The following is a 17,784-nucleotide window of genomic DNA, read 5'->3' as shown; positions in this document are numbered from 1 at the left end:
TACGCCAACTTATTTGCAGGATATACGCACAATAAGACGCATGTCAACATATTAATTAGCTTATAGGCCAATTTATTAACATGATAAGAGTCCGTTTAAAGGAAATGCTTGCAGACAAAGAGTTTCGCGAAGGCAAATCTGCCACTATGGTAGAAGTGTCGGAGGCAACTGGAATCCATCGAGCAACACTTTCGAAGATTGGAAAAAATAGAGGCTACAATCCAACGTTAGATATTATTGATCGGCTTTGTGAGTACTTTGATTGTGATATTAGTGACTTGTTAGTGCGCTCTAACAATAGCGTGACAAGTGATGACTAACAGGTCAAAACAGCATGTTTTTATCTCAAAGACGATAGCTATTTTTGTCACAGATTTGGCACGGATCTGTCACAGATCCGTCACAGACACACTAAAACCAAAAAGTAGAGACGAAAAAAAAGCGCTGCACATCTGCAACGCTTTGATTTTCTTCGGAATTTGATGGTGGGCCGTGATGGATTCGAACCATCGACCAATTGGTTAAAAGCCAACTGCTCTACCACTGAGCTAACGGCCCCGAAAGAGGCGCTTATAATACGGATTTCCAAATAAAAAACAAGCACCTACACATAAAAAAAGCAGTTTTATTAGGGCTTGCTATATCGCGTTGGATCGACTACCCCAGCTTGCTCAAAACCTTCACGACGAAGATAGCAGCTATCACAGCGCCCACAGGCCTCGCCCTTGTCATTAGCGCTGTAGCACGACACAGTTTGTGCATAGTCTACGCCGAGGGCTGTGCCCGCCTTTACGATATCAGCCTTACTGAGCTTCATTAGCGGCGTGTGGATATGCATACCATGGCCTTCCACACCGGCCTTGGTCGCAACATTCGCCAAGGTTTCGAAGGCCTCTATAAATGCAGGCCGGCAGTCTGGGTAGCCCGAATAATCAACAGCATTGACGCCAATAAAGATATCGTCGGCATTGAGCACTTCTGCCCAGCCAAGTGCGATTGATAAAAATACCGTATTACGTGCAGGCACATAGGTCACTGGAATACCGAGTGCACCAGCATCTGGCACAGCAATATTCATATCAGTTAACGCAGAACCACCAATGCTACTTAAATCGAGGTGAATAATTTTAAATTCAGCGGCGCCACCTGTTTCGGCGACACGCTTCGCAGCGACCAATTCAGCACGATGACGCTGCCCATAATCAAAGGCCAGCGCATAGCACTGGTAACCTGCCGCTACAGCCTGGGCCAGCACTGTGGCACTGTCTAAGCCGCCGGATACAAGAACTACTGCTTTTTTTGCCAAAACTATTCCTCAACGTTTTTTCATTGCGTCACTCAAACGCATATCTCAATGTCCTGCAGCGTCGTTCCATAGCAATTTATGCAACTGCATTTGAAAGCGTACGGGCAAATTATCTTCAATAATCCAGTTTGCTAAATCAGTTGCATTTAACTGACCAAAGCTTGGCGAAAACAAAACTTCACCCGCTTTTTCCGCAAGTTTATAGGCATCTAACTGAAAACGTGCCCAGTCGTAATCTTCACGATTACACAATACAAACTTAATTTGGTCGTGACGTCCGATAAAGCCGATATTATCCACAAGATTACGATTCACTTCACCCGAAGCGGGTGTTTTCAAATCCATAACCTTAGAAACTCGTGGATCGACATGCTCTACGCTCAGCGCACCACTGGTTTCTATAGACACTTCATATCCGGCATCGCAGAGAGCTGTAAGCAAGGTATGGCATTCTGGCTGAGCAAGGGGCTCACCACCAGTAACGCATATATAACGGGGCTTATACGTGGCTACTTCTGCGAGGATGTCATCAATCTGACGGCGCTCTCCGCCATGGAAGGCGTATTCTGTGTCGCAATATACGCAACGGAGTGGGCAGCCCGTCAAACGTACAAATACGGTAGGCAAGCCAAGTGTTCGCGACTCACCTTGAAGTGAATAGAAAATTTCGGTGATACGTAGGGTATTCGCATTCATGAGAGCAGACTGCCGGATACTGGTTTATTACCGGAGACCAGCCGCGCCAGCTTTGCCCCGCGAAAAATTAAAAATTCTTACGGAGAAATTCCCGCGATTTATTGACTGCGGAATTACCTGTACTGCCGTAACGGTCAATCACATGGGTTAGCATTTCCTGGGACTTTTTCTTATCGCCATTCAGAAAATATACCGTACCCAGCTTGTACATTGCAGCAGGTACTTTTCCGTGATCCGGGTAATCTGTTAAGAGTCGCTGGAATGCTTTTGTGGACGCGTCCAAATTCTGCGGCTTTATCGCGACGTATAATTCGCCAAGCCAATACCACGCATTTGGCGTATAACGGCCAGAGGGATACTTTTCAACATAGGCCGCAAAGGCGGTAACTGCCTGGTCGTATGACGCGCTCTTAACGAGGTCATACGCTTTGGAGTAATCAGATGACTCATCACCATCTAATAAAGCAGGTGTAGTGCCAGCGACTACCACAGCATCATCTGTAGTTTCAGTAGCTGGAATAGCTGCAGCATTATCGGTGGCGGCAGCTTCTGAGCCCGCAGTAATTGCAGCCCCCTCAATGCCTACCCCGACAGAACCAGCAGCGGTAAGACGGCGATCGAGATCAATATAGCGATCCAAACCTTGTTGTTTAAGCTGGCGTAACTGATACCCCTGTTCTTCCACTGTTCCCCGCAACGCCATAATCTCTTGGCGAAGCAGTTGCAGCTGCTGGTACATTTCCCCCTCCATATTGCGGCCCGACTGAGAGTCAGACCGAGGAGAGCCAACATCAACAACTGGGGCTTGCGCCCAAAGCTGCGCCGACAAACACGCTGCCGACAGCAGCAAGAACAGTGGTTTTAAAAACTGCATCAGTACGCCTTTTAAATTACTTCAGTTCTACGCGACGGTTTTGTGCGTAAGCTGATTCAGACTGACCAAATGCAACTGGACGCTCTTCACCGTAGCTTACTGTTTCTATACGGTAGCGTGGAATGCCATTGATTGCCATGTAATCAGCAACAGAAATTGCACGACGCTCACCCAATGCGATGTTGTATTCGCGGGTACCACGCTCGTCAGCATGACCTTCCAGACGCACAGGACCAGTAGTCTTTTTCAGACGAACAATTTGTGCGTCCAATGCTTTACGCGCGTTCACAGTCAGTGTTGCTTGATCGAATTCGAAATAAAATACAGTTTCGAGGTTCGCCATATCTTCAGAATTATACTGATCTTTCATAGAATCAGTAGATTCAGTATACGTGCTTACTGTGTCAGCGCCTTCCTGACCACTGCTATCGGTGTCTGTTGAAGCACAACCCGCTAAAAAGGCACTAAAGAAAGCTACACCCAAAAACATATTCTTTGCTTGGTATTTCATGGCATTTTCCCGTCAAGTTTTGATTACACATTTCCGACCACACAATATCCATTGTCTGCTCGGTATTTCTTTCCCGGCTACTACTTCATTGAAGAAAAGGCGACCAAGCCGGTTCGCGCACATCCCCGAATCGCGACGGCAGTCTATACTTTACACCGCCGTCTATCGATACTGCCGCCAAGACCCCCTTGCCATCATACTGCGTAGCATACAATAGCATACTGGCGTTTGGCGCCACACTAGGTGACTCGTCCAAATTAGTCGTAGTGAGAATTTCGACACGGTTACGCTTCATATCCATTACCGCAATATGAAAATTACCGTTCTCTCTATGCACCATGACTAACCCTAACCCATCTGCCAGCACTCTCGCCCTGGCATTATAGTCACCTTCAAATGTAATCCTTTCCACTGACCGGCTGGCTACGTCCACTTTATATATCTGTGGCTTGCCACCGCGATCAGAGGTAAAAACAATCGATCTACCGTCGGGCATCCAAGCCGGCTCGGTATCGATGGCAAAGTGATTAGTGATTCTCTGCAAATCACCACTTGCCAAATCCATTACATAAATGTCGGGGCTGCCATCCTTCGACAACACCATCGCCATTTTTGCTCCATCTGGCGAAAACGCCGGAGCACCATTCAATCCGCGAAACGAGGTAAGTTGCGTACGCGCATTGGTTCGCAGATCCTGTATGTAAATAGCAGGACGCGAAGTTTCAAATGATACGTATGCAATTTTCTGACCATCGGGCGACCACGTCGGCGCCATAATTGGCTCTCGACTGTCGAATAACACCGATTCATTGGCTCCATCGATATCGCTTTTCAGCAAACGGAAGCGGGTTCGGTTACCCCCTTCGCGAACAGCGGAAACATAAAGCAATTGAGTACGGAAAGCACCACGAATATTTGTGAGTTTTTCATATATTTTATCGCTCACTGTGTGAGCGAGGTAGCGAGGCTGGTCAGTACTTACCGATTCCTTACCCGTGAGAATTACACGCTGGGTATTTACATCTAAAAGCTCATAATTTGCCGTTACCGTACCAGTGACTTCCTGCGACAGCGAACCAACAACAACGTAGTCAACGCCAAGGCTTTTCCAATCGCGATAATACACTTCTGTGGAATTTCGTGGCCGCCCCAACATATCAGAACGACTCAGAGGGTCAAACTGGCCACTGCGGTGCAAATCACTTTCTACTATCGATGCAATATCTTCCGCAACGGTAAGACCTGCTTGCCAACCGAAGGGTACAATCGCAATGGGTACGGGATCGTCTTTACCTTTATTTATTTCAATAGTGAGATCAGCCATAGAAACACTGCTGGCCGCCAGAAATATTAGTACTGTAAAAATCCGTATCAACATTACCGCCTCAAATCTTGGGGAGAGAAATTAATTGTAAAGCGCCGAAAGTTCTTCTCGTACGCACCTATATCTTCTTTAGCCAATTGCGCCAGCTCTTCAATTTTACCCAAACGCGTCACCGCGCGGGTTACCGACAAATCAAACGCCGCATCGCCACTACCTTTAGTAATTTGATGACCAACAATTTCGCCTGTCGGCGTCGTCATAATTTGAATCGTCGCCTGCATGCCGTTTCGCGCAGACAATGGCCGTGACCAATTGTCTTGAATCAACTTACGAACTAATTCGCCATAGGTTGACGCCAGCTCACCCTCCTCGACCAAATCATCTTCAGACGCTAAGGCATCAGCCAACTCTTTTTGTTGTTGTTTCCGTATTTCCTCTTCTAAGGCACGCTGTTTAGCAACTTCCTTCGCTTTTTCTTCAGCTTTCTTCTTTTTTATTTCCTCGGGCGTCGGCCCTTTCGGTGTTGGCTTTGGCGTAGGCTTAGGTTTTACTACCGGTTTAGGCTCGGGCTTCTTCACTGGTTCCGGTTTGACCACAGGCTTGGGTGCTGGTTTCGGTATAGGCTTCGGTGCAGGTTTTGGCTTCGCTGGCCGCGTAACCGATTTTTCGATAACCAATTTAGCTTGGATGGCCAAGGGCTTTGCTTTTAACTCTAGCACCCGATTATCTTTCGGAATACCAAACAGCAAGAAAGCAATCGCCACACCGTGTAAGACTATCGTTACCGCCGCAGGCACCAGTTTAAAATCACGCATCGCGCTTATTTCGCTCCACTGCGCGACTGTGGTTCCTCGGTAATCAAACCGATCGACGTTGCACCGGCACCCTGCAGGGCAGCCATCGCAGCGACAACACTTGCATAGTCAACCGCGCCATCCCCCTTCACCATGACGGGTGTCTTTGGTTTATTGCGCAAAATTTTGCCCAATTTATCACTAATGTCAGCAAGCTCCACCGGCTCACCCTGTTTATCAGGATCGCCCAGCGTCACATAATATTTACCCGCCTTATCTACCGAAACAACAATAGGATCGTCATCGGTTTGCGGAACTGGCTCTGTAGACGCTTGTGGCAAATCAACCTGCACACCCTGCACCAGCAATGGCGCCGTCACCATAAAGACAATTAGTAGTACCAACATGACATCTATATACGGAACAACGTTGATGTCAGACATCGGTTTGCGTTTATTTCGCCGAGACATAGCCAGTGCTCCTAATCTCGCGAATGAATTTGGCGATGAAGAATACTGGAGAACTCTTCAGAGAAGGTATCGTACTTGCCCGCGAAGGAATCTACTCGCGACGAGAATCGGTTATACGAAACAACCGCAGGAATTGCCGCAATCAAACCCATTGCTGTTGCCACCAACGCTTCCGATATTCCTGGCGCTACTGTCGCCAATGTTGCCTGTTGAACCTGACCAAGGCCATGGAAGGAACCCATGATTCCCCAAACGGTGCCGAGCAAACCAACATAGGGGCTGGTTGAACCCACGGTCGCCAAAAACGGTAAGCCGTTTTCCATGGCTTCTTCTTCACGAGATAGCGCAACGCGCATTGAGCGTTGGCACGCCTCCATCATGGCATCCGAATCCAATTTCTTTTTGGACAAGCGAGTAAACTCTTTAAAGCCAGCTCTGAACACGCTTTCCATACCGATCACGCCGCGTTTATCAGCACCTTCAGTATATAAAGTATTCAAATCCGTACCGGACCAAAACCGAGATTCGAAACGAACCATCTCAGCCTGTGCCTGATTAAAATACATCACGCGCTGAGCAATTCGATACCAAGACACCACCGAAGCTAGCACTAGTATCAGCATGATAAGCTGCACAAACAAACTGGCTTGGCTAACTAATTGCCAAATGGAAAGCTCTTGTCCCACAGTTAACTCCCGTCGTTTCTTGTTTTCACATTGTTGTATTTAAAGAGTAAGCACTGATAGCAATGCTTCCGGTAAACGTTTTGGCTTTAAAGTATCCCTCTCCACGCACGCCAATTTGACCTCCGCTTCACAGAGCACCTCATCACCGCGAATGACTTGTTGATCAAAGATAAGTGACGCTTTTGCCGCCGCTATGACTCTAGCGGTCACAATAAGTTGCTCGTCCAGCTTAGCTGGTCGCAAATATTTTGTAGTTAGATTCGTAACAACAAACATCAGCGAGTCATCGATAAACGCCGCTTTATGAAAGCCAAGGGCACGCATATATTCAGTACGTGCTCGCTCAAAAAATTTCAAATAATTAACATAAAAAACAATACCGCCTGCGTCCGTGTCTTCCATGTAGACCCGCAATGGCAACTTGAATTCCATTAGTCCGCACCACCCTTTTCGGTAATATCGCCATTTTTAGGCAGGTCCAAGCCAAAATGTCGATATGCGTGATTGGTGACAACTCTGCCGCGCGGTGTACGCATAATAAAGCCTTGCTGAATCAGGTAGGGCTCTAAAACATCTTCAATGGTGCCGCGCTCTTCACTGATCGCTGCCGCCAGACTATCTATACCCACCGGCCCGCCATCGAAGCGTTCGATCATCGCGAGTAATAAGCGACGATCTAAATGATCGAAACCACTACTATCTACATTAAGCATATTCAAGGCCTGATCAGCGATGTCTTTACTCACCACGCCATCAGACTTCACTTCGGCATAATCACGAACACGACGTAATAGGCGGTTAGCAATACGCGGTGTTCCCCGCGAGCGCAGCGCGATTTCATGCGCCCCCGCTACATCTAATTGCATACCTAGAATATTGGCAGAGCGCGCGACAATCGTCGCGAGATCATTTACGCCATAAAATTCCAAACGCTGCACTATGCCGAACCGGTCGCGCAATGGCGAGGTTAACAAGCCTGCACGCGTTGTTGCCCCCACCAAAGTAAAGGGCGGTAAATCCAGTTTAATCGACCGAGCTGCCGGCCCTTCGCCAATCATGATATCCAGCTGATAGTCTTCCATCGCCGGATACAGTATTTCTTCTATATTAGGACTGAGTCGATGAATCTCATCGATGAACAGCACATCACCCTCATCGAGATTGGTCATTAGCGCGGCAAGATCACCGGCTTTTTCAAGTACTGGCCCTGACGTTGTTTTAAGCGATACGCCCATTTCATTAGCTAAAATATTAGCCAGCGTGGTTTTCCCCAAGCCTGGCGGCCCGAATATTAAGGTGTGATCAAGGGGTTCATTGCGCATACGCGCCGCGCGCACAAATATATTCATTTGTTCACACACCACCGGCTGACCAATATAATCAGCTAGGGTCTTGGGCCTTATTGCGCGATCAAAGCGCTCCTCTAACGGCTCGCCGGCATCGGGTGCCACTAGGCGGTCTATTTCTATCATGTCAGATTAGCATCTTCACTTGATCATATTTTTAAGGGCAGCGCGAATCAATTCCTCGCTGCTTGCGTCATCGGTATTTAAAGAACTAATAGCCTTACTCGCCTCTTGGGGCTTATAGCCCAAGGCCACTAAGGCCGCCTCTGCTTCTGCAATATTTATCTTCGCCGCGGTGACGGTCGTTGCTAACTTGATACCCGATGCAGGCAATTCCCAGTCTTTCAACCTATCGCGCATTTCAATAACTAAACGCTCTGCCGTTTTCTTACCTACCCCAGGCAATCTCACCAAGGCTGCGGTATTGCCTTCTTGCACACATTTTACGAAGTCATCGCTATCGATACCCGACATGATTGTCAGCGCCAATTTAGGACCAACACCATTAACCTTGATCAAGTCACGAAACAAGCGCCGTGAGGTTACGTCACTAAAACCGAACAACTGCTGTGCATCTTCGCGAACTATAAACTGCGTGTAAAGCGACACAACTTGGCCCATGGCGGGCAAACCATAAAATGTGGTCATGGGCACAAGAACTTCATAACCCACGCCATTTACGTCTATCACTATTTCTGGCGCCTGTTTTTCTATCAGCACACCGCGCAATCGGCCAATCATCTCTATTTCCTGTTATTTAAGGCGCCCACGACGCAGGCGTAAGGCCGGCTCGGCGGACATACTTTGCAAGCCCTGCCGCGCATTCGCATGGCAAATTGCGGCCGCCAATGCATCTGCAGCGTCTTCTTGCGGCGCAGCAGGCAGATTGAGTAGTATTTTAACCATATGTTGAATTTGTGCTTTGTCCGCAGCACCGGTACCGACAACGGCCTTTTTAATTTGTCGCGCGGTGTATTCGGCAACCAAGACATTATGACTGACACAGGCCACCACCGCCGCGCCCCGCGCCTGGCCCAACTTGAGTGCAGAGCCCGCACTCTTTGCCATAAACACTTCCTCTACCGCCGCTTCAGCGGGAGAGTACTCGGCAATAATACTGCTTAAGCTTCTAAAAATAATGTCGAGACGCACAGGCAATGCGCCCTGAGGTAAACGAATGACACCGCTGGTAATGTAGCGGTGATGATTTCCCGTCACCTCTATCACACCAAAGCCGGTTTTTTGTGACCCGGGGTCGACCCCCAAAATAATTGTCATAGCCCCTACAAATGCGCCTTTTTACTCTATTCACGAGCAAGTTGCGTAAATACGCCCGGCCGAATAGTCCATCGCGATGTCTGAAACAACGCAATATGAAGAAATCTGCCAAACATATAACTGCGTGAAAATCGGGACGACAAATACGCGCTTATAACGCAGGCCACCCGGCGACTATTATGCACAGATTTGAATGAATAATGACATGTTCAGTCGAGCAGCAAGTAGCGTAAATTAGCGTGATTGGCCCTCACCTGCCATTTCGGCAAGGATCACGTCGGGAATATCAGCATTGGTGTAGACATTTTGAACGTCATCAAGATCTTCCAATGCATCCACCAAGCCAAGAATAGATTCCGCACCGACCATATCTAGCTCAATAGAGGTTGCGGGCAACATGTGAATATCGGCATGTTCGTGCTCAAAACCCGCGCTCATCATGGCGTCTTTTACCGCCATAAAATCTGCGAATTCGGTCTGCACCTCCGCGGCCCCATCCTCATAAACCACAACATCGATAGCACCAGCATCAAGTGCTGCTTGCATCAAATCATCTTCATCGAGACCAGGCGGGTATTGAAGCTGACCTATACGGGTAAAAAGATAGGCCACCGAGCCATCGGTACCGAGATTGCCCCCGCGCTTATTAAAGGCATGACGAACATCCGCAACTGTTCGGTTACGATTATCAGTCATACATTCAACCAATACCGCCACACCACCGCTGCCATATCCTTCGTAGGTCACTTCATCATAATTATCGGTATCCGTATTACCTGCACCACGAGCAATGGCTTTGTCGATAGTATCGCGCTTCATATTGGCGGTTAGCGCCTTATCAACAACCGCACGTAAGCGCGGATTATCTTCAGGCGCAGGGCCACCCGCCCGAGCAGCGACGACTATTTCTCTAATGAATTTAGTGAACACCTTGCCGCGCTTGGCATCTTGCCCCGCTTTGCGGTGTTTTATATTGGCCCACTTACTGTGACCTGCCATATCAGCCTCTCTATAAGTAACATTATGCTATTACTTAAGCCGACGACGCAGTTGAAGTTACGTGATAACACCCACTACCTTGGGGAAGTGGGTGTCGGTACTGCGGTCAACGCGACTATTTTTCTTCTTCTAATTTACGCAAACGGATATTCAGCTCGGTCAGCTGCTTGCTCTCGACTACACCTGGCGCATCGGTCATTACACAAGCCGCGCTCTGGGTTTTCGGGAAGGCGATTACGTCGCGAATTGACTTGGCGCCGGTCATCAACATTACCAAACGATCCAATCCAAAAGCCAAACCGCCGTGTGGTGGAGCGCCGTATTTCAACGCGTCTAACAGGAAGCCAAACTTCTCTTCAGATTCCGCCTCGCTAATACCCAACACGCGGAATACCGCTTGCTGCATATCACTGCGATGAATACGTACCGAACCACCACCTAACTCAGTGCCGTTGAGCACCATATCGTAGGCGATAGACAATGCCTCACCCGGCGCTTTTTCAAGTTCTTCAGGCGTGCACGAAGGCGCTGTAAACGGATGATGCAAAGACGTCCAGTTACCGCTGCCGTCCTGTTCAAACATGGGGAAATCAACCACCCACAAAGGTGCCCATGTGCAAGTGTAAAGCTTAAGGTCTTCACCCAATTTGCAACGCAATGCGCCCAGCGCCTCGTTAACAACTTTTGTGGTGTCGGCGCCAAAGAAGATAAGGTCGCCGTTTTCCGCTTCCAGGCGAGCTAAAATCGCTTCGCGCACTGGCTCTGGCAAAAACTTCACAATCGGCGACTGTAAGCCATTTTCTAAATCAGACTTGTCGTTAACTTTGATATAAGCCAAGCCCTTGGCACCGTAAATGCCCACGAACTTGGTGTATTCGTCTATTTGCTTACGGGTCAACGCTTCGTTGCCACCGGGTACTTTTAATGCTGCAACGCGACCATCGGCGCTGTTAGCCGGGCCGGAGAATACTTTAAATTCAACGCTCTGCATTAAGTCGCCAACATCCACCATTTCCAGCGGAATACGCATATCTGGCTTATCGCTACCAAAGCGAGACATGGCGTCTGCGTACTTCATGGTTGGGAACGTGCCGAGATCAATATCCATCACTTCTTTAAACAGATCGCGGATCATGCCTTCTGTGACAGCCATGATTTGCTTGTCATCCATGAACGACGTTTCGATATCGATCTGGGTAAATTCTGGCTGACGGTCTGCACGCAGATCTTCATCACGAAAGCACTTCGCAATTTGGTAGTAACGGTCAAAGCCAGACACCATTAATAGCTGTTTAAATAGCTGGGGTGACTGCGGCAAAGCAAAGAACTTACCTGCGTGGGTACGACTTGGCACCAAATAGTCACGCGCGCCCTCTGGGGTAGCACGGGTCAGTATGGGAGTTTCAATATCGAGGAAGTTCTGTCCGTCCAAATAACGACGCAATACCGAGGTTATCTTGGCGCGCAAACGCAATTTGTCTGAAATCTGCGGGCGGCGCAAATCTAAATAGCGATAGCGCAAACGGACGTCTTCGCCCACATTGGTGTGGTCGTCAAGCTGGAACGGCGGAGTTTCCGACTCATTAAGAATCTCTAGCTCTTTACCCAACACTTCAATCTGGCCGGTTTTCATATTGGCGTTAACAGTCGCACCGGCGCGAGCACGAACGCGGCCGCGAATACGCAAAACATACTCACCGCGCACACGGTCAGCGGTGCGGAAGTGTTCTTCGGTATCGGGATCGAACACAACCTGCACTATGCCTTCTCGGTCTCGCATATCTAGGAAGATAACGCCACCGTGATCGCGACGACGGTCAACCCAACCACACAATGTGATTTCCTGATCTATATGCTCACTACCCAAGCTGCCGCAATAATGACTGCGCATGTGTTCACGTCTCTCTATATCAAATGTGTATCGATGTTATCCGAGCGCGCTGGTTCTCATCAGCCCACAGGGTTTGCAAATTATGTATTCTTAGCTCTTTGCGTCTGACGACCCGCCAGCCGGGCTAGCGCTCTCGCCTGCCAAATTCTTCTTTTTACTGCCGCTCTTAAAATCAGTTTCGTACCAGCCTCCGCCTTTTAGACGAAAACCCGCCGCCGAAATCTTTTTAACCAAGGCCGCAGCACCGCACTCGGGGCAATCTACAAGCACAGGATCACTCATTTTCTGAAGCGCTTCATGCTCATGGTGACACGATTGACACTGATATTCATAAATAGGCATTGGAAAACTCCCAGAACTCAAAGCACACGTAAAGAAGTCATATAGAGCCAAGTGGCGCAAAAGGAGCGGGATTATAACGCAAAGCGGGGCTGGCAATAAACGCAACAACGAATTTGAAAGGGAAATAAATGGCTTACGAGGGATAAATCAGCCCCGAACACATTAAAAATGCCGGGGCTGGAGAAAATCAGACTTAAATAGCGAAGTCTTTTAGCTTTTTCAGTGGGCGAACCTTAACGGCAACGCTCGCTGGTTTGGCTTTAAAGGTTGTTTCTTCACCGGTAAATGGGTTAATCCCTTTACGTGCCTTAGTTGCGGGCTTTTTAACAGTGGTGATTTTCATCAAGCCGGGAATTGTAAACTCTCCTAGCGCGCGTTTTTTCACACTGCGCTCGATTAGCACTTCCAATTCGTCAAGAACCTCGCCAACTTGCTTACGAGTCAGATTGGTATTCTCAGCAATCTCGGTAAGAATTTGAGTTTTGGTCATTTTCTCTGAGATAGCGGTAGTTTTGCGCTTAGGTGCAGCGGGAGCAGCAGCAACTTTGGCTTTCGCAGGAGCCTTTGCTTTAGCTGGAGCCTTTTTTGGGGCAGCTTTTTTGGGAGCAGCTTTTTTTATCGCCATTAGAATATTCCTGTTTCACACGTTAAGTTTTATTGGCCTAAATACGGTTCTAAGCACTAACCAGCAAGTACGGCATGCTAATCAGAATCTGTGCCTGCGCCTATCTATAGTAGATTGTGCGAATCAATACAAGAATTAAGCGTTTTTTTCGCTCAAAACACTGTAAAAAAGGCATTTTTTGTATGCCAAGCACCTAATTTCCGCAAGCTCGACTAACAATACCCAGACTGACAGCTATCGTAAGGTTAACCGCCAATCGGTCAGCTAATCGCAAGAAGAGCCTGCCAACTTAATCACCCAGCCAAGAAATCAACATCGCTATTAGCGTAGGCCGCACGTAGCTGACTAACCCGATTTGCCAGCGCGATGCTGTCATAAGGTATGGCGGGGAGCTGCCCCCACACTGGCTTTGGCCAAGAACTGTCGGCCGCAAATCTTGCAATGTGGTGTATATGCAGCTGCGGCACCATATTTCCGAGGGCGGCAACATTGAGTTTCTCTGCCTTAAATTCGCTGCGTAAAACTGAACAACTGATATTTGATTCCTGCAAATACACTAGTTGATCAGCGTCGCTCAAATCGCAGACTTCACGCAGCTCATCTCGCCGCGGCACCAATATCAACCACGGATACTGACTGTCATTCATCAACAACACTCGACACAGCGGTAAATCACCTATTAACACGCAATCTCGCGTTAAAGCTTCATGTAATTTGAACATCACTCCTCCTGCGGCCTGTACCGCGCTGGCGATCAATCGTAAAATGCGCAAACTCTGATAAACAAGGCCAACATTTACCATGCGCGCGAGCCAATTCCTTATTGCCACACAAAAAGAAACTCCAGCTGATGCAGAAGTTATCAGTCATCAGCTCATGCTGCGAGCAGGCATGATACGCAAGCTCGCCACAGGTCTCTACACATGGCTGCCGATGGGCCTGCGTGTGTTGCGTAAAGTTGAAACGATTGTTCGCGAAGAAATGAATCGCGGCGGTGCCATGGAAGTTATGATGCCAGTTGTTCAGCCCGCCGAGCTTTGGCAAGAATCTGGTCGCTGGCAGCAATACGGCCCAGAGCTTCTGCGTATCGGTGATCGACATGGTCGTGATTTTTGCCTTGGTCCGACCCACGAAGAAGTCATTACCGACCTGATTCGCAATGAAATTAAAAGCTACAAGCAACTGCCAGCGAATTTCTACCAGATTCAAACAAAATTCCGCGACGAAATTCGCCCCCGGTTTGGCGTAATGCGTTCACGTGAATTTATTATGAAGGACGCCTACTCCTTCCATAATGACCAAGAGTCGCTGCAAGAAACCTATGACGTGATGCATGCGACCTACACACGCATTTTTACCCGTCTGGGCTTGGACTTCCGTCCCGTTATTGCCGACACCGGCTCGATCGGTGGCAGCGGCTCACACGAATTTCATGTTCTTGCCTCTTCTGGCGAAGACGACATCGCGTTTTCTGATACCTCAGATTATGCCGCCAACGTAGAAATGGCGGAGGCACTTGCCCCCGCAGGTGAACGTCCAGCACCGAGCATGGAAGTAGAAAAAATAGCCACACCTGGCGCACATAGCATTGACGAGGTTAGCGCCTTTTTAAAGGCTCCGGCCAATCACATACTGAAGACCCTAATTGTCTACAGCGACACTGACGACAATGGCAAACGAGATCTCATCGCACTTATCGTGCGGGGAGATCACAACTTAAATGAGATCAAAGCTGAAAAAATAGCTGGTGTCGCTTCGCCACTAACCTTCGCCAGCGAAGAAGACATTCAATCGCAACTGAAATGTAAGCCCGGCTCAATTGGCCCAGTAGGTTTAACTATTCGTGTGATTGCAGATCGCAGCGCTGCACATAGTGCTGATTTTATCTGCGGAGCAAACGAAGATGGCTTCCATCTGAGTGGCGTGAACTGGGATAGAGACGCGAGCTTTGCCGAAACAGCAGACCTTCGCGACGTTGTTGAAGGCGACCCAAGTCCAGACGGACAAGGAAGCTTGCTGATTAAACGCGGTATTGAGGTTGGTCATATATTCCAGCTTGGCACAAAGTACTCGGAAGCAATGAAGGCCACGGTGCTGAACGAAAATGGTAAAGAACAAACCATGATCATGGGCTGTTATGGTATTGGTGTTACCCGCGTTGTCGCTTCAGCCATTGAACAAAATAACGACGACAAAGGCATCATCTGGCCAGCCAGTATTGCGCCCTTTGAAATTGCCATTGTGCCCTTGAATATTCAAAAATCTGAGCGCGTCCGCGAGCAGGCCGAACTGCTCTATGCAACACTGCGCGGCCTCGGCTATGACGTATTGCTGGATGATCGCAATGAGCGCCCAGGCGTAAAATTTGCCGACATGGAGCTTATCGGTATTCCCCATCGCATCGTCATCGGTGACCGGGGATTGGATAACGGCATGCTGGAATATAAAAATCGCAGCGCGATCGACAACGAAGATGTCGCACTCGACGATATTGTCGACTTCATTCAGCAGCAACTGCCACGTTAAATGGTTGATGTAAAGGCCAAATCCACAGCGCTCGGAGTCTTTATTTCGGGCGTCGTTTTGGCCCTTGTTGTACTCAACTCTTCATTTAGTTATGGGAACGCTGAACTCAGTGTAAACCGAACGCCAGCATCGATCACATCGGAAGAGGAAGAGCACAAAGAATTACGAGACTTTCTAAAACAGGCCATCGCTAACGCCAGCAGCTTTAAAGATCGTTTCGACGCAGAAGTTTGGTTATTCGATATGTCTGGACGCATGACACGCTATATGGAAGATCCGCAGGAGCGATTAAACTTCCTGCGCAGCGTGCATCGTGAAGCTAGTGCAGCTGGCTTAAGCCCAGAATTAGTATTGGCGCTTATCGAAGTCGAAAGCTATTTCGACAGATTTGCTGTATCACGCGTCGGCGCACAGGGACTGATGCAGGTAATGCCCTTTTGGAAAAAAGAAATCGGTCGTCCCGACGACAACCTAACCAACGCCGACACCAATTTACGCTATGGTTGCCATATTCTGCAGTTTTACTTACAAAAAGAAAAAGGCAATCTTCACCGCGCACTGGCTCGATACAACGGCAGCCTCGGTAAAAACTGGTACCCTGAACGGGTGTTTGATAGATGGCGCCGACATTGGTATAACGGCGAACTTAAAATTTACTAAATTAGCGCGGCGGCCCTTCACCAAAGCGCTGCGTACCATCTTGTCTTGGTGGTGGTCTCTTTTGCATCCGCCCCAATTCTCGCATCGCAAAATCTAATCGCTGCTCTGGCGGCAGCGTTGCCAATATGACCGATAACACCTCATGACTTACCTGCTTTAAGTTATTGTCTGCCACACGTATAGCCGCAAACCCGCTATTAATTTCCTCTTCCGTTGCGACTGGCTGTTTTAAAATACTCACCATCTCACGACGCGCCGAACGAAGGCTTCGATAGGCCTTGACCATATCCTTGCGATGCAATTCCAATACATGACGCATCGGTTCAGCGAGTTCCTTTGGTTCATCTCGAAGAAGCTGCTTCGCCATACCATGCATAGCGTGGCGCTCCTCTCCCATTAACCGGTGACCAACAAACAAGCCAACTAAAACACCGTTAAGCACCAATGAAATAAATAAAGCGATAACAATGGCTTTGCGTGAATTCATAAATCCGCACCTGCAATCCAATTACTAACTTCATAACTGGCGGTTGCATCAAAGGTATAAGTATCTGGGTCGGTGTAATCTGCAAAATAACCACCCGCGCCAAGCACAACGCCCAATAGGGCCGACGCCATAGCCGTTGCAAAACTCCATCGCCAAACGGGAATGAATGGCTCACGTACTAATTGCTTGCGAGGCTGAGCAATAGACGCTAAACGCGCTTGCAAACCAGCGCTTGGCTCCAGCTCGGGCAAAGTGTTGGCGTATACATTCCTCAAGCCTTCTTCTTCAACTTGCGCCGCTCGCCAACACCGAGAACAAGACTCAATACTCAGAAACACTGGAAGCAATATTCTAAGCAGATAGGGCCACTGCACAGATCGCGTTCCATGACGAGCTATTAGCCCGGAAAATAGCCTTTCAACCAGTGTCATTTCCGCCCTCCTATACTTAGGCGAAGCTGATTTTTAGCTCGGCTAAGTAATGATTCCACCGCCTTAGCTGACAAGCCCATAATGGCAGCAATTTCTTTCACTGGAATTTCCTGATAAAAACGAAATGCCATTGCCGCGCGCTGATTATCAGGCAATGACGCCAATGCGTCTAAAACAACTGAGTCGTCATCCTGATTTGTGGAGAATTCTTGCGCATCGCTATCAACAATAAACTCCACTAAATCTTCATCCAACACATGACGCCGCTGAACTCGCTGCCGAAAATTTAACGCCGAATTATTTGCGACCCGATATAACCATGTTGTTAGCTTTGCCTCATCCCGCCACTCAGGCGCCTGCTTCCACAGTCGCTCAAACACTTCTTGGCATAAATCTTCCGCATCATCCCGCGACAAGACGATGCGATAAACGAGGTTCAATACCATTTTGCTATGACGATCCAATAGCGTCGAAAATGCCAATTGATCGCCATCCGCCACTCGCCGCATCAGTTCAAGGTCAGATAACTGCACAGAAC

General features: G+C 48.5%; 23 protein-coding genes and 1 tRNA gene. 3 read left to right on the top strand and 21 right to left on the bottom strand.

The window, feature by feature from the left end; genetic code table 11:
* Positions 1 to 80 precede the first annotated feature (80 nt).
* The gene (locus O9X78_RS11335) at positions 81 to 320 is read left to right on the top strand and encodes a helix-turn-helix domain-containing protein (RefSeq protein WP_269619796.1); all 240 of its coding nucleotides are present in this window, start codon (positions 81 to 83) and stop codon (positions 318 to 320) included.
* Between the two features lie 163 nt (positions 321 to 483).
* On the opposite strand, the gene O9X78_RS11330 is transcribed toward O9X78_RS11335, so the two are convergent.
* The 18 genes from O9X78_RS11330 to O9X78_RS11245 all read right to left on the bottom strand — a co-directional run bounded on the left by O9X78_RS11330 (position 484) and on the right by O9X78_RS11245 (position 13,864).
* Positions 484 to 558 (bottom strand) — tRNA-Lys (locus O9X78_RS11330).
* Positions 559 to 628: 70 nt separating this feature from the next.
* Positions 629 to 1,306 (bottom strand): 7-cyano-7-deazaguanine synthase QueC, encoded by a 678-nt coding sequence (gene queC, locus O9X78_RS11325; protein ID WP_269619795.1) that lies wholly within the window; start codon positions 1,304 to 1,306, stop codon positions 629 to 631.
* A 45-nt stretch (positions 1,307 to 1,351) separates the two neighbouring features.
* A complete protein-coding gene (queE, locus tag O9X78_RS11320) occupies positions 1,352 to 2,002 on the bottom strand; it encodes a 7-carboxy-7-deazaguanine synthase QueE (RefSeq protein ID WP_269619794.1) in 651 nt (216 codons plus the stop codon).
* Positions 2,003 to 2,069: 67 nt separating this feature from the next.
* Positions 2,070 to 2,876 carry a tol-pal system protein YbgF gene (ybgF, locus tag O9X78_RS11315; RefSeq protein WP_269619793.1) on the bottom strand — a complete coding sequence of 269 codons (807 nt, stop codon included), beginning with the start codon at positions 2,874 to 2,876 and terminating at the stop codon, positions 2,070 to 2,072.
* 16 nt (positions 2,877 to 2,892) lie between these two features.
* The gene (locus O9X78_RS11310; protein ID WP_269619792.1) at positions 2,893 to 3,387 is read right to left on the bottom strand and encodes an OmpA family protein; all 495 of its coding nucleotides are present in this window, start codon (positions 3,385 to 3,387) and stop codon (positions 2,893 to 2,895) included.
* 85 nt (positions 3,388 to 3,472) lie between these two features.
* On the bottom strand, positions 3,473 to 4,765 hold the full coding sequence (gene tolB, locus O9X78_RS11305; RefSeq protein WP_269619791.1) for a Tol-Pal system beta propeller repeat protein TolB: 1,293 nt from the start codon (positions 4,763 to 4,765) through the stop codon (positions 3,473 to 3,475).
* Complete coding sequence (locus O9X78_RS11300) at positions 4,765 to 5,526, bottom strand: energy transducer TonB (protein ID WP_269619790.1); 762 nt, start codon at positions 5,524 to 5,526, stop codon at positions 4,765 to 4,767. The genes tolB and O9X78_RS11300 overlap by 1 nt, the downstream gene beginning before the upstream one ends.
* 5 nt (positions 5,527 to 5,531) lie before the next feature.
* The gene (gene tolR / locus O9X78_RS11295; protein ID WP_269619789.1) at positions 5,532 to 5,975 is read right to left on the bottom strand and encodes a protein TolR; all 444 of its coding nucleotides are present in this window, start codon (positions 5,973 to 5,975) and stop codon (positions 5,532 to 5,534) included.
* Between the two features lie 11 nt (positions 5,976 to 5,986).
* Positions 5,987 to 6,661, bottom strand: a complete 675-nt coding sequence (tolQ, locus tag O9X78_RS11290; RefSeq protein ID WP_269619788.1) for a protein TolQ — start codon at positions 6,659 to 6,661, stop codon at positions 5,987 to 5,989.
* Positions 6,662 to 6,700: 39 nt separating this feature from the next.
* Entirely contained in the window at positions 6,701 to 7,093 is a 393-nt protein-coding gene (gene ybgC / locus O9X78_RS11285; RefSeq protein WP_269619787.1) for a tol-pal system-associated acyl-CoA thioesterase, read from the bottom strand.
* Positions 7,093 to 8,133, bottom strand: a complete 1,041-nt coding sequence (gene ruvB, locus O9X78_RS11280; protein WP_269619786.1) for a Holliday junction branch migration DNA helicase RuvB — start codon at positions 8,131 to 8,133, stop codon at positions 7,093 to 7,095. Before ruvB ends, ybgC begins: the two co-directional genes overlap by 1 nt.
* A gap of 15 nt (positions 8,134 to 8,148) precedes the next feature.
* A complete protein-coding gene (gene ruvA, locus O9X78_RS11275) occupies positions 8,149 to 8,748 on the bottom strand; it encodes a Holliday junction branch migration protein RuvA (protein ID WP_269619785.1) in 600 nt (199 codons plus the stop codon).
* Between the two features lie 12 nt (positions 8,749 to 8,760).
* Positions 8,761 to 9,285 carry a crossover junction endodeoxyribonuclease RuvC gene (ruvC, locus tag O9X78_RS11270; protein WP_269619784.1) on the bottom strand — a complete coding sequence of 175 codons (525 nt, stop codon included), beginning with the start codon at positions 9,283 to 9,285 and terminating at the stop codon, positions 8,761 to 8,763.
* Between the two features lie 234 nt (positions 9,286 to 9,519).
* Complete coding sequence (locus O9X78_RS11265) at positions 9,520 to 10,284, bottom strand: YebC/PmpR family DNA-binding transcriptional regulator (protein ID WP_269619783.1); 765 nt, start codon at positions 10,282 to 10,284, stop codon at positions 9,520 to 9,522.
* 115 nt (positions 10,285 to 10,399) lie between these two features.
* Positions 10,400 to 12,175, bottom strand: a complete 1,776-nt coding sequence (gene aspS, locus O9X78_RS11260) for an aspartate--tRNA ligase (protein ID WP_269619782.1) — start codon at positions 12,173 to 12,175, stop codon at positions 10,400 to 10,402.
* Between the two features lie 90 nt (positions 12,176 to 12,265).
* Entirely contained in the window at positions 12,266 to 12,517 is a 252-nt protein-coding gene (locus O9X78_RS11255) for an FmdB family zinc ribbon protein (RefSeq protein WP_269619781.1), read from the bottom strand.
* 193 nt (positions 12,518 to 12,710) lie between these two features.
* The gene (locus O9X78_RS11250; protein ID WP_269619780.1) at positions 12,711 to 13,142 is read right to left on the bottom strand and encodes an HU family DNA-binding protein; all 432 of its coding nucleotides are present in this window, start codon (positions 13,140 to 13,142) and stop codon (positions 12,711 to 12,713) included.
* Positions 13,143 to 13,435: 293 nt separating this feature from the next.
* Positions 13,436 to 13,864 carry an HIT domain-containing protein gene (locus O9X78_RS11245; RefSeq protein WP_269619779.1) on the bottom strand — a complete coding sequence of 143 codons (429 nt, stop codon included), beginning with the start codon at positions 13,862 to 13,864 and terminating at the stop codon, positions 13,436 to 13,438.
* Positions 13,865 to 13,943: 79 nt separating this feature from the next.
* On the opposite strand from O9X78_RS11245, the gene O9X78_RS11240 reads away from it, so the two are divergent.
* A complete protein-coding gene (locus tag O9X78_RS11240) occupies positions 13,944 to 15,668 on the top strand; it encodes a proline--tRNA ligase (protein WP_269619778.1) in 1,725 nt (574 codons plus the stop codon).
* Positions 15,669 to 15,800: 132 nt separating this feature from the next.
* Positions 15,801 to 16,328 (top strand): lytic transglycosylase domain-containing protein, encoded by a 528-nt coding sequence (locus O9X78_RS11235; protein WP_269619808.1) that lies wholly within the window; start codon positions 15,801 to 15,803, stop codon positions 16,326 to 16,328.
* A gap of 1 nt (position 16,329) precedes the next feature.
* On the opposite strand, the gene O9X78_RS11230 is transcribed toward O9X78_RS11235, so the two are convergent.
* The 3 genes from O9X78_RS11230 to O9X78_RS11220 are packed head-to-tail and all read right to left on the bottom strand — an operon-like array spanning position 16,330 to position 17,779.
* Positions 16,330 to 16,815 carry a periplasmic heavy metal sensor gene (locus O9X78_RS11230; protein WP_269619777.1) on the bottom strand — a complete coding sequence of 162 codons (486 nt, stop codon included), beginning with the start codon at positions 16,813 to 16,815 and terminating at the stop codon, positions 16,330 to 16,332.
* A complete protein-coding gene (locus tag O9X78_RS11225; RefSeq protein ID WP_269619776.1) occupies positions 16,812 to 17,246 on the bottom strand; it encodes a hypothetical protein in 435 nt (144 codons plus the stop codon). Before O9X78_RS11225 ends, O9X78_RS11230 begins: the two co-directional genes overlap by 4 nt.
* Entirely contained in the window at positions 17,243 to 17,779 is a 537-nt protein-coding gene (locus O9X78_RS11220; RefSeq protein ID WP_269619775.1) for an RNA polymerase sigma factor, read from the bottom strand. Before O9X78_RS11220 ends, O9X78_RS11225 begins: the two co-directional genes overlap by 4 nt.
* Positions 17,780 to 17,784: the final 5 nt, after the last annotated feature.

This window comes from Zhongshania aquatica, from assembly GCF_027257955.1.
Taxonomy (GTDB): Bacteria; Pseudomonadota; Gammaproteobacteria; order Pseudomonadales; family Spongiibacteraceae; genus Spongiibacter; species Spongiibacter aquatica.
This window is presented reverse-complemented; position numbering and strand designations above follow the sequence as displayed.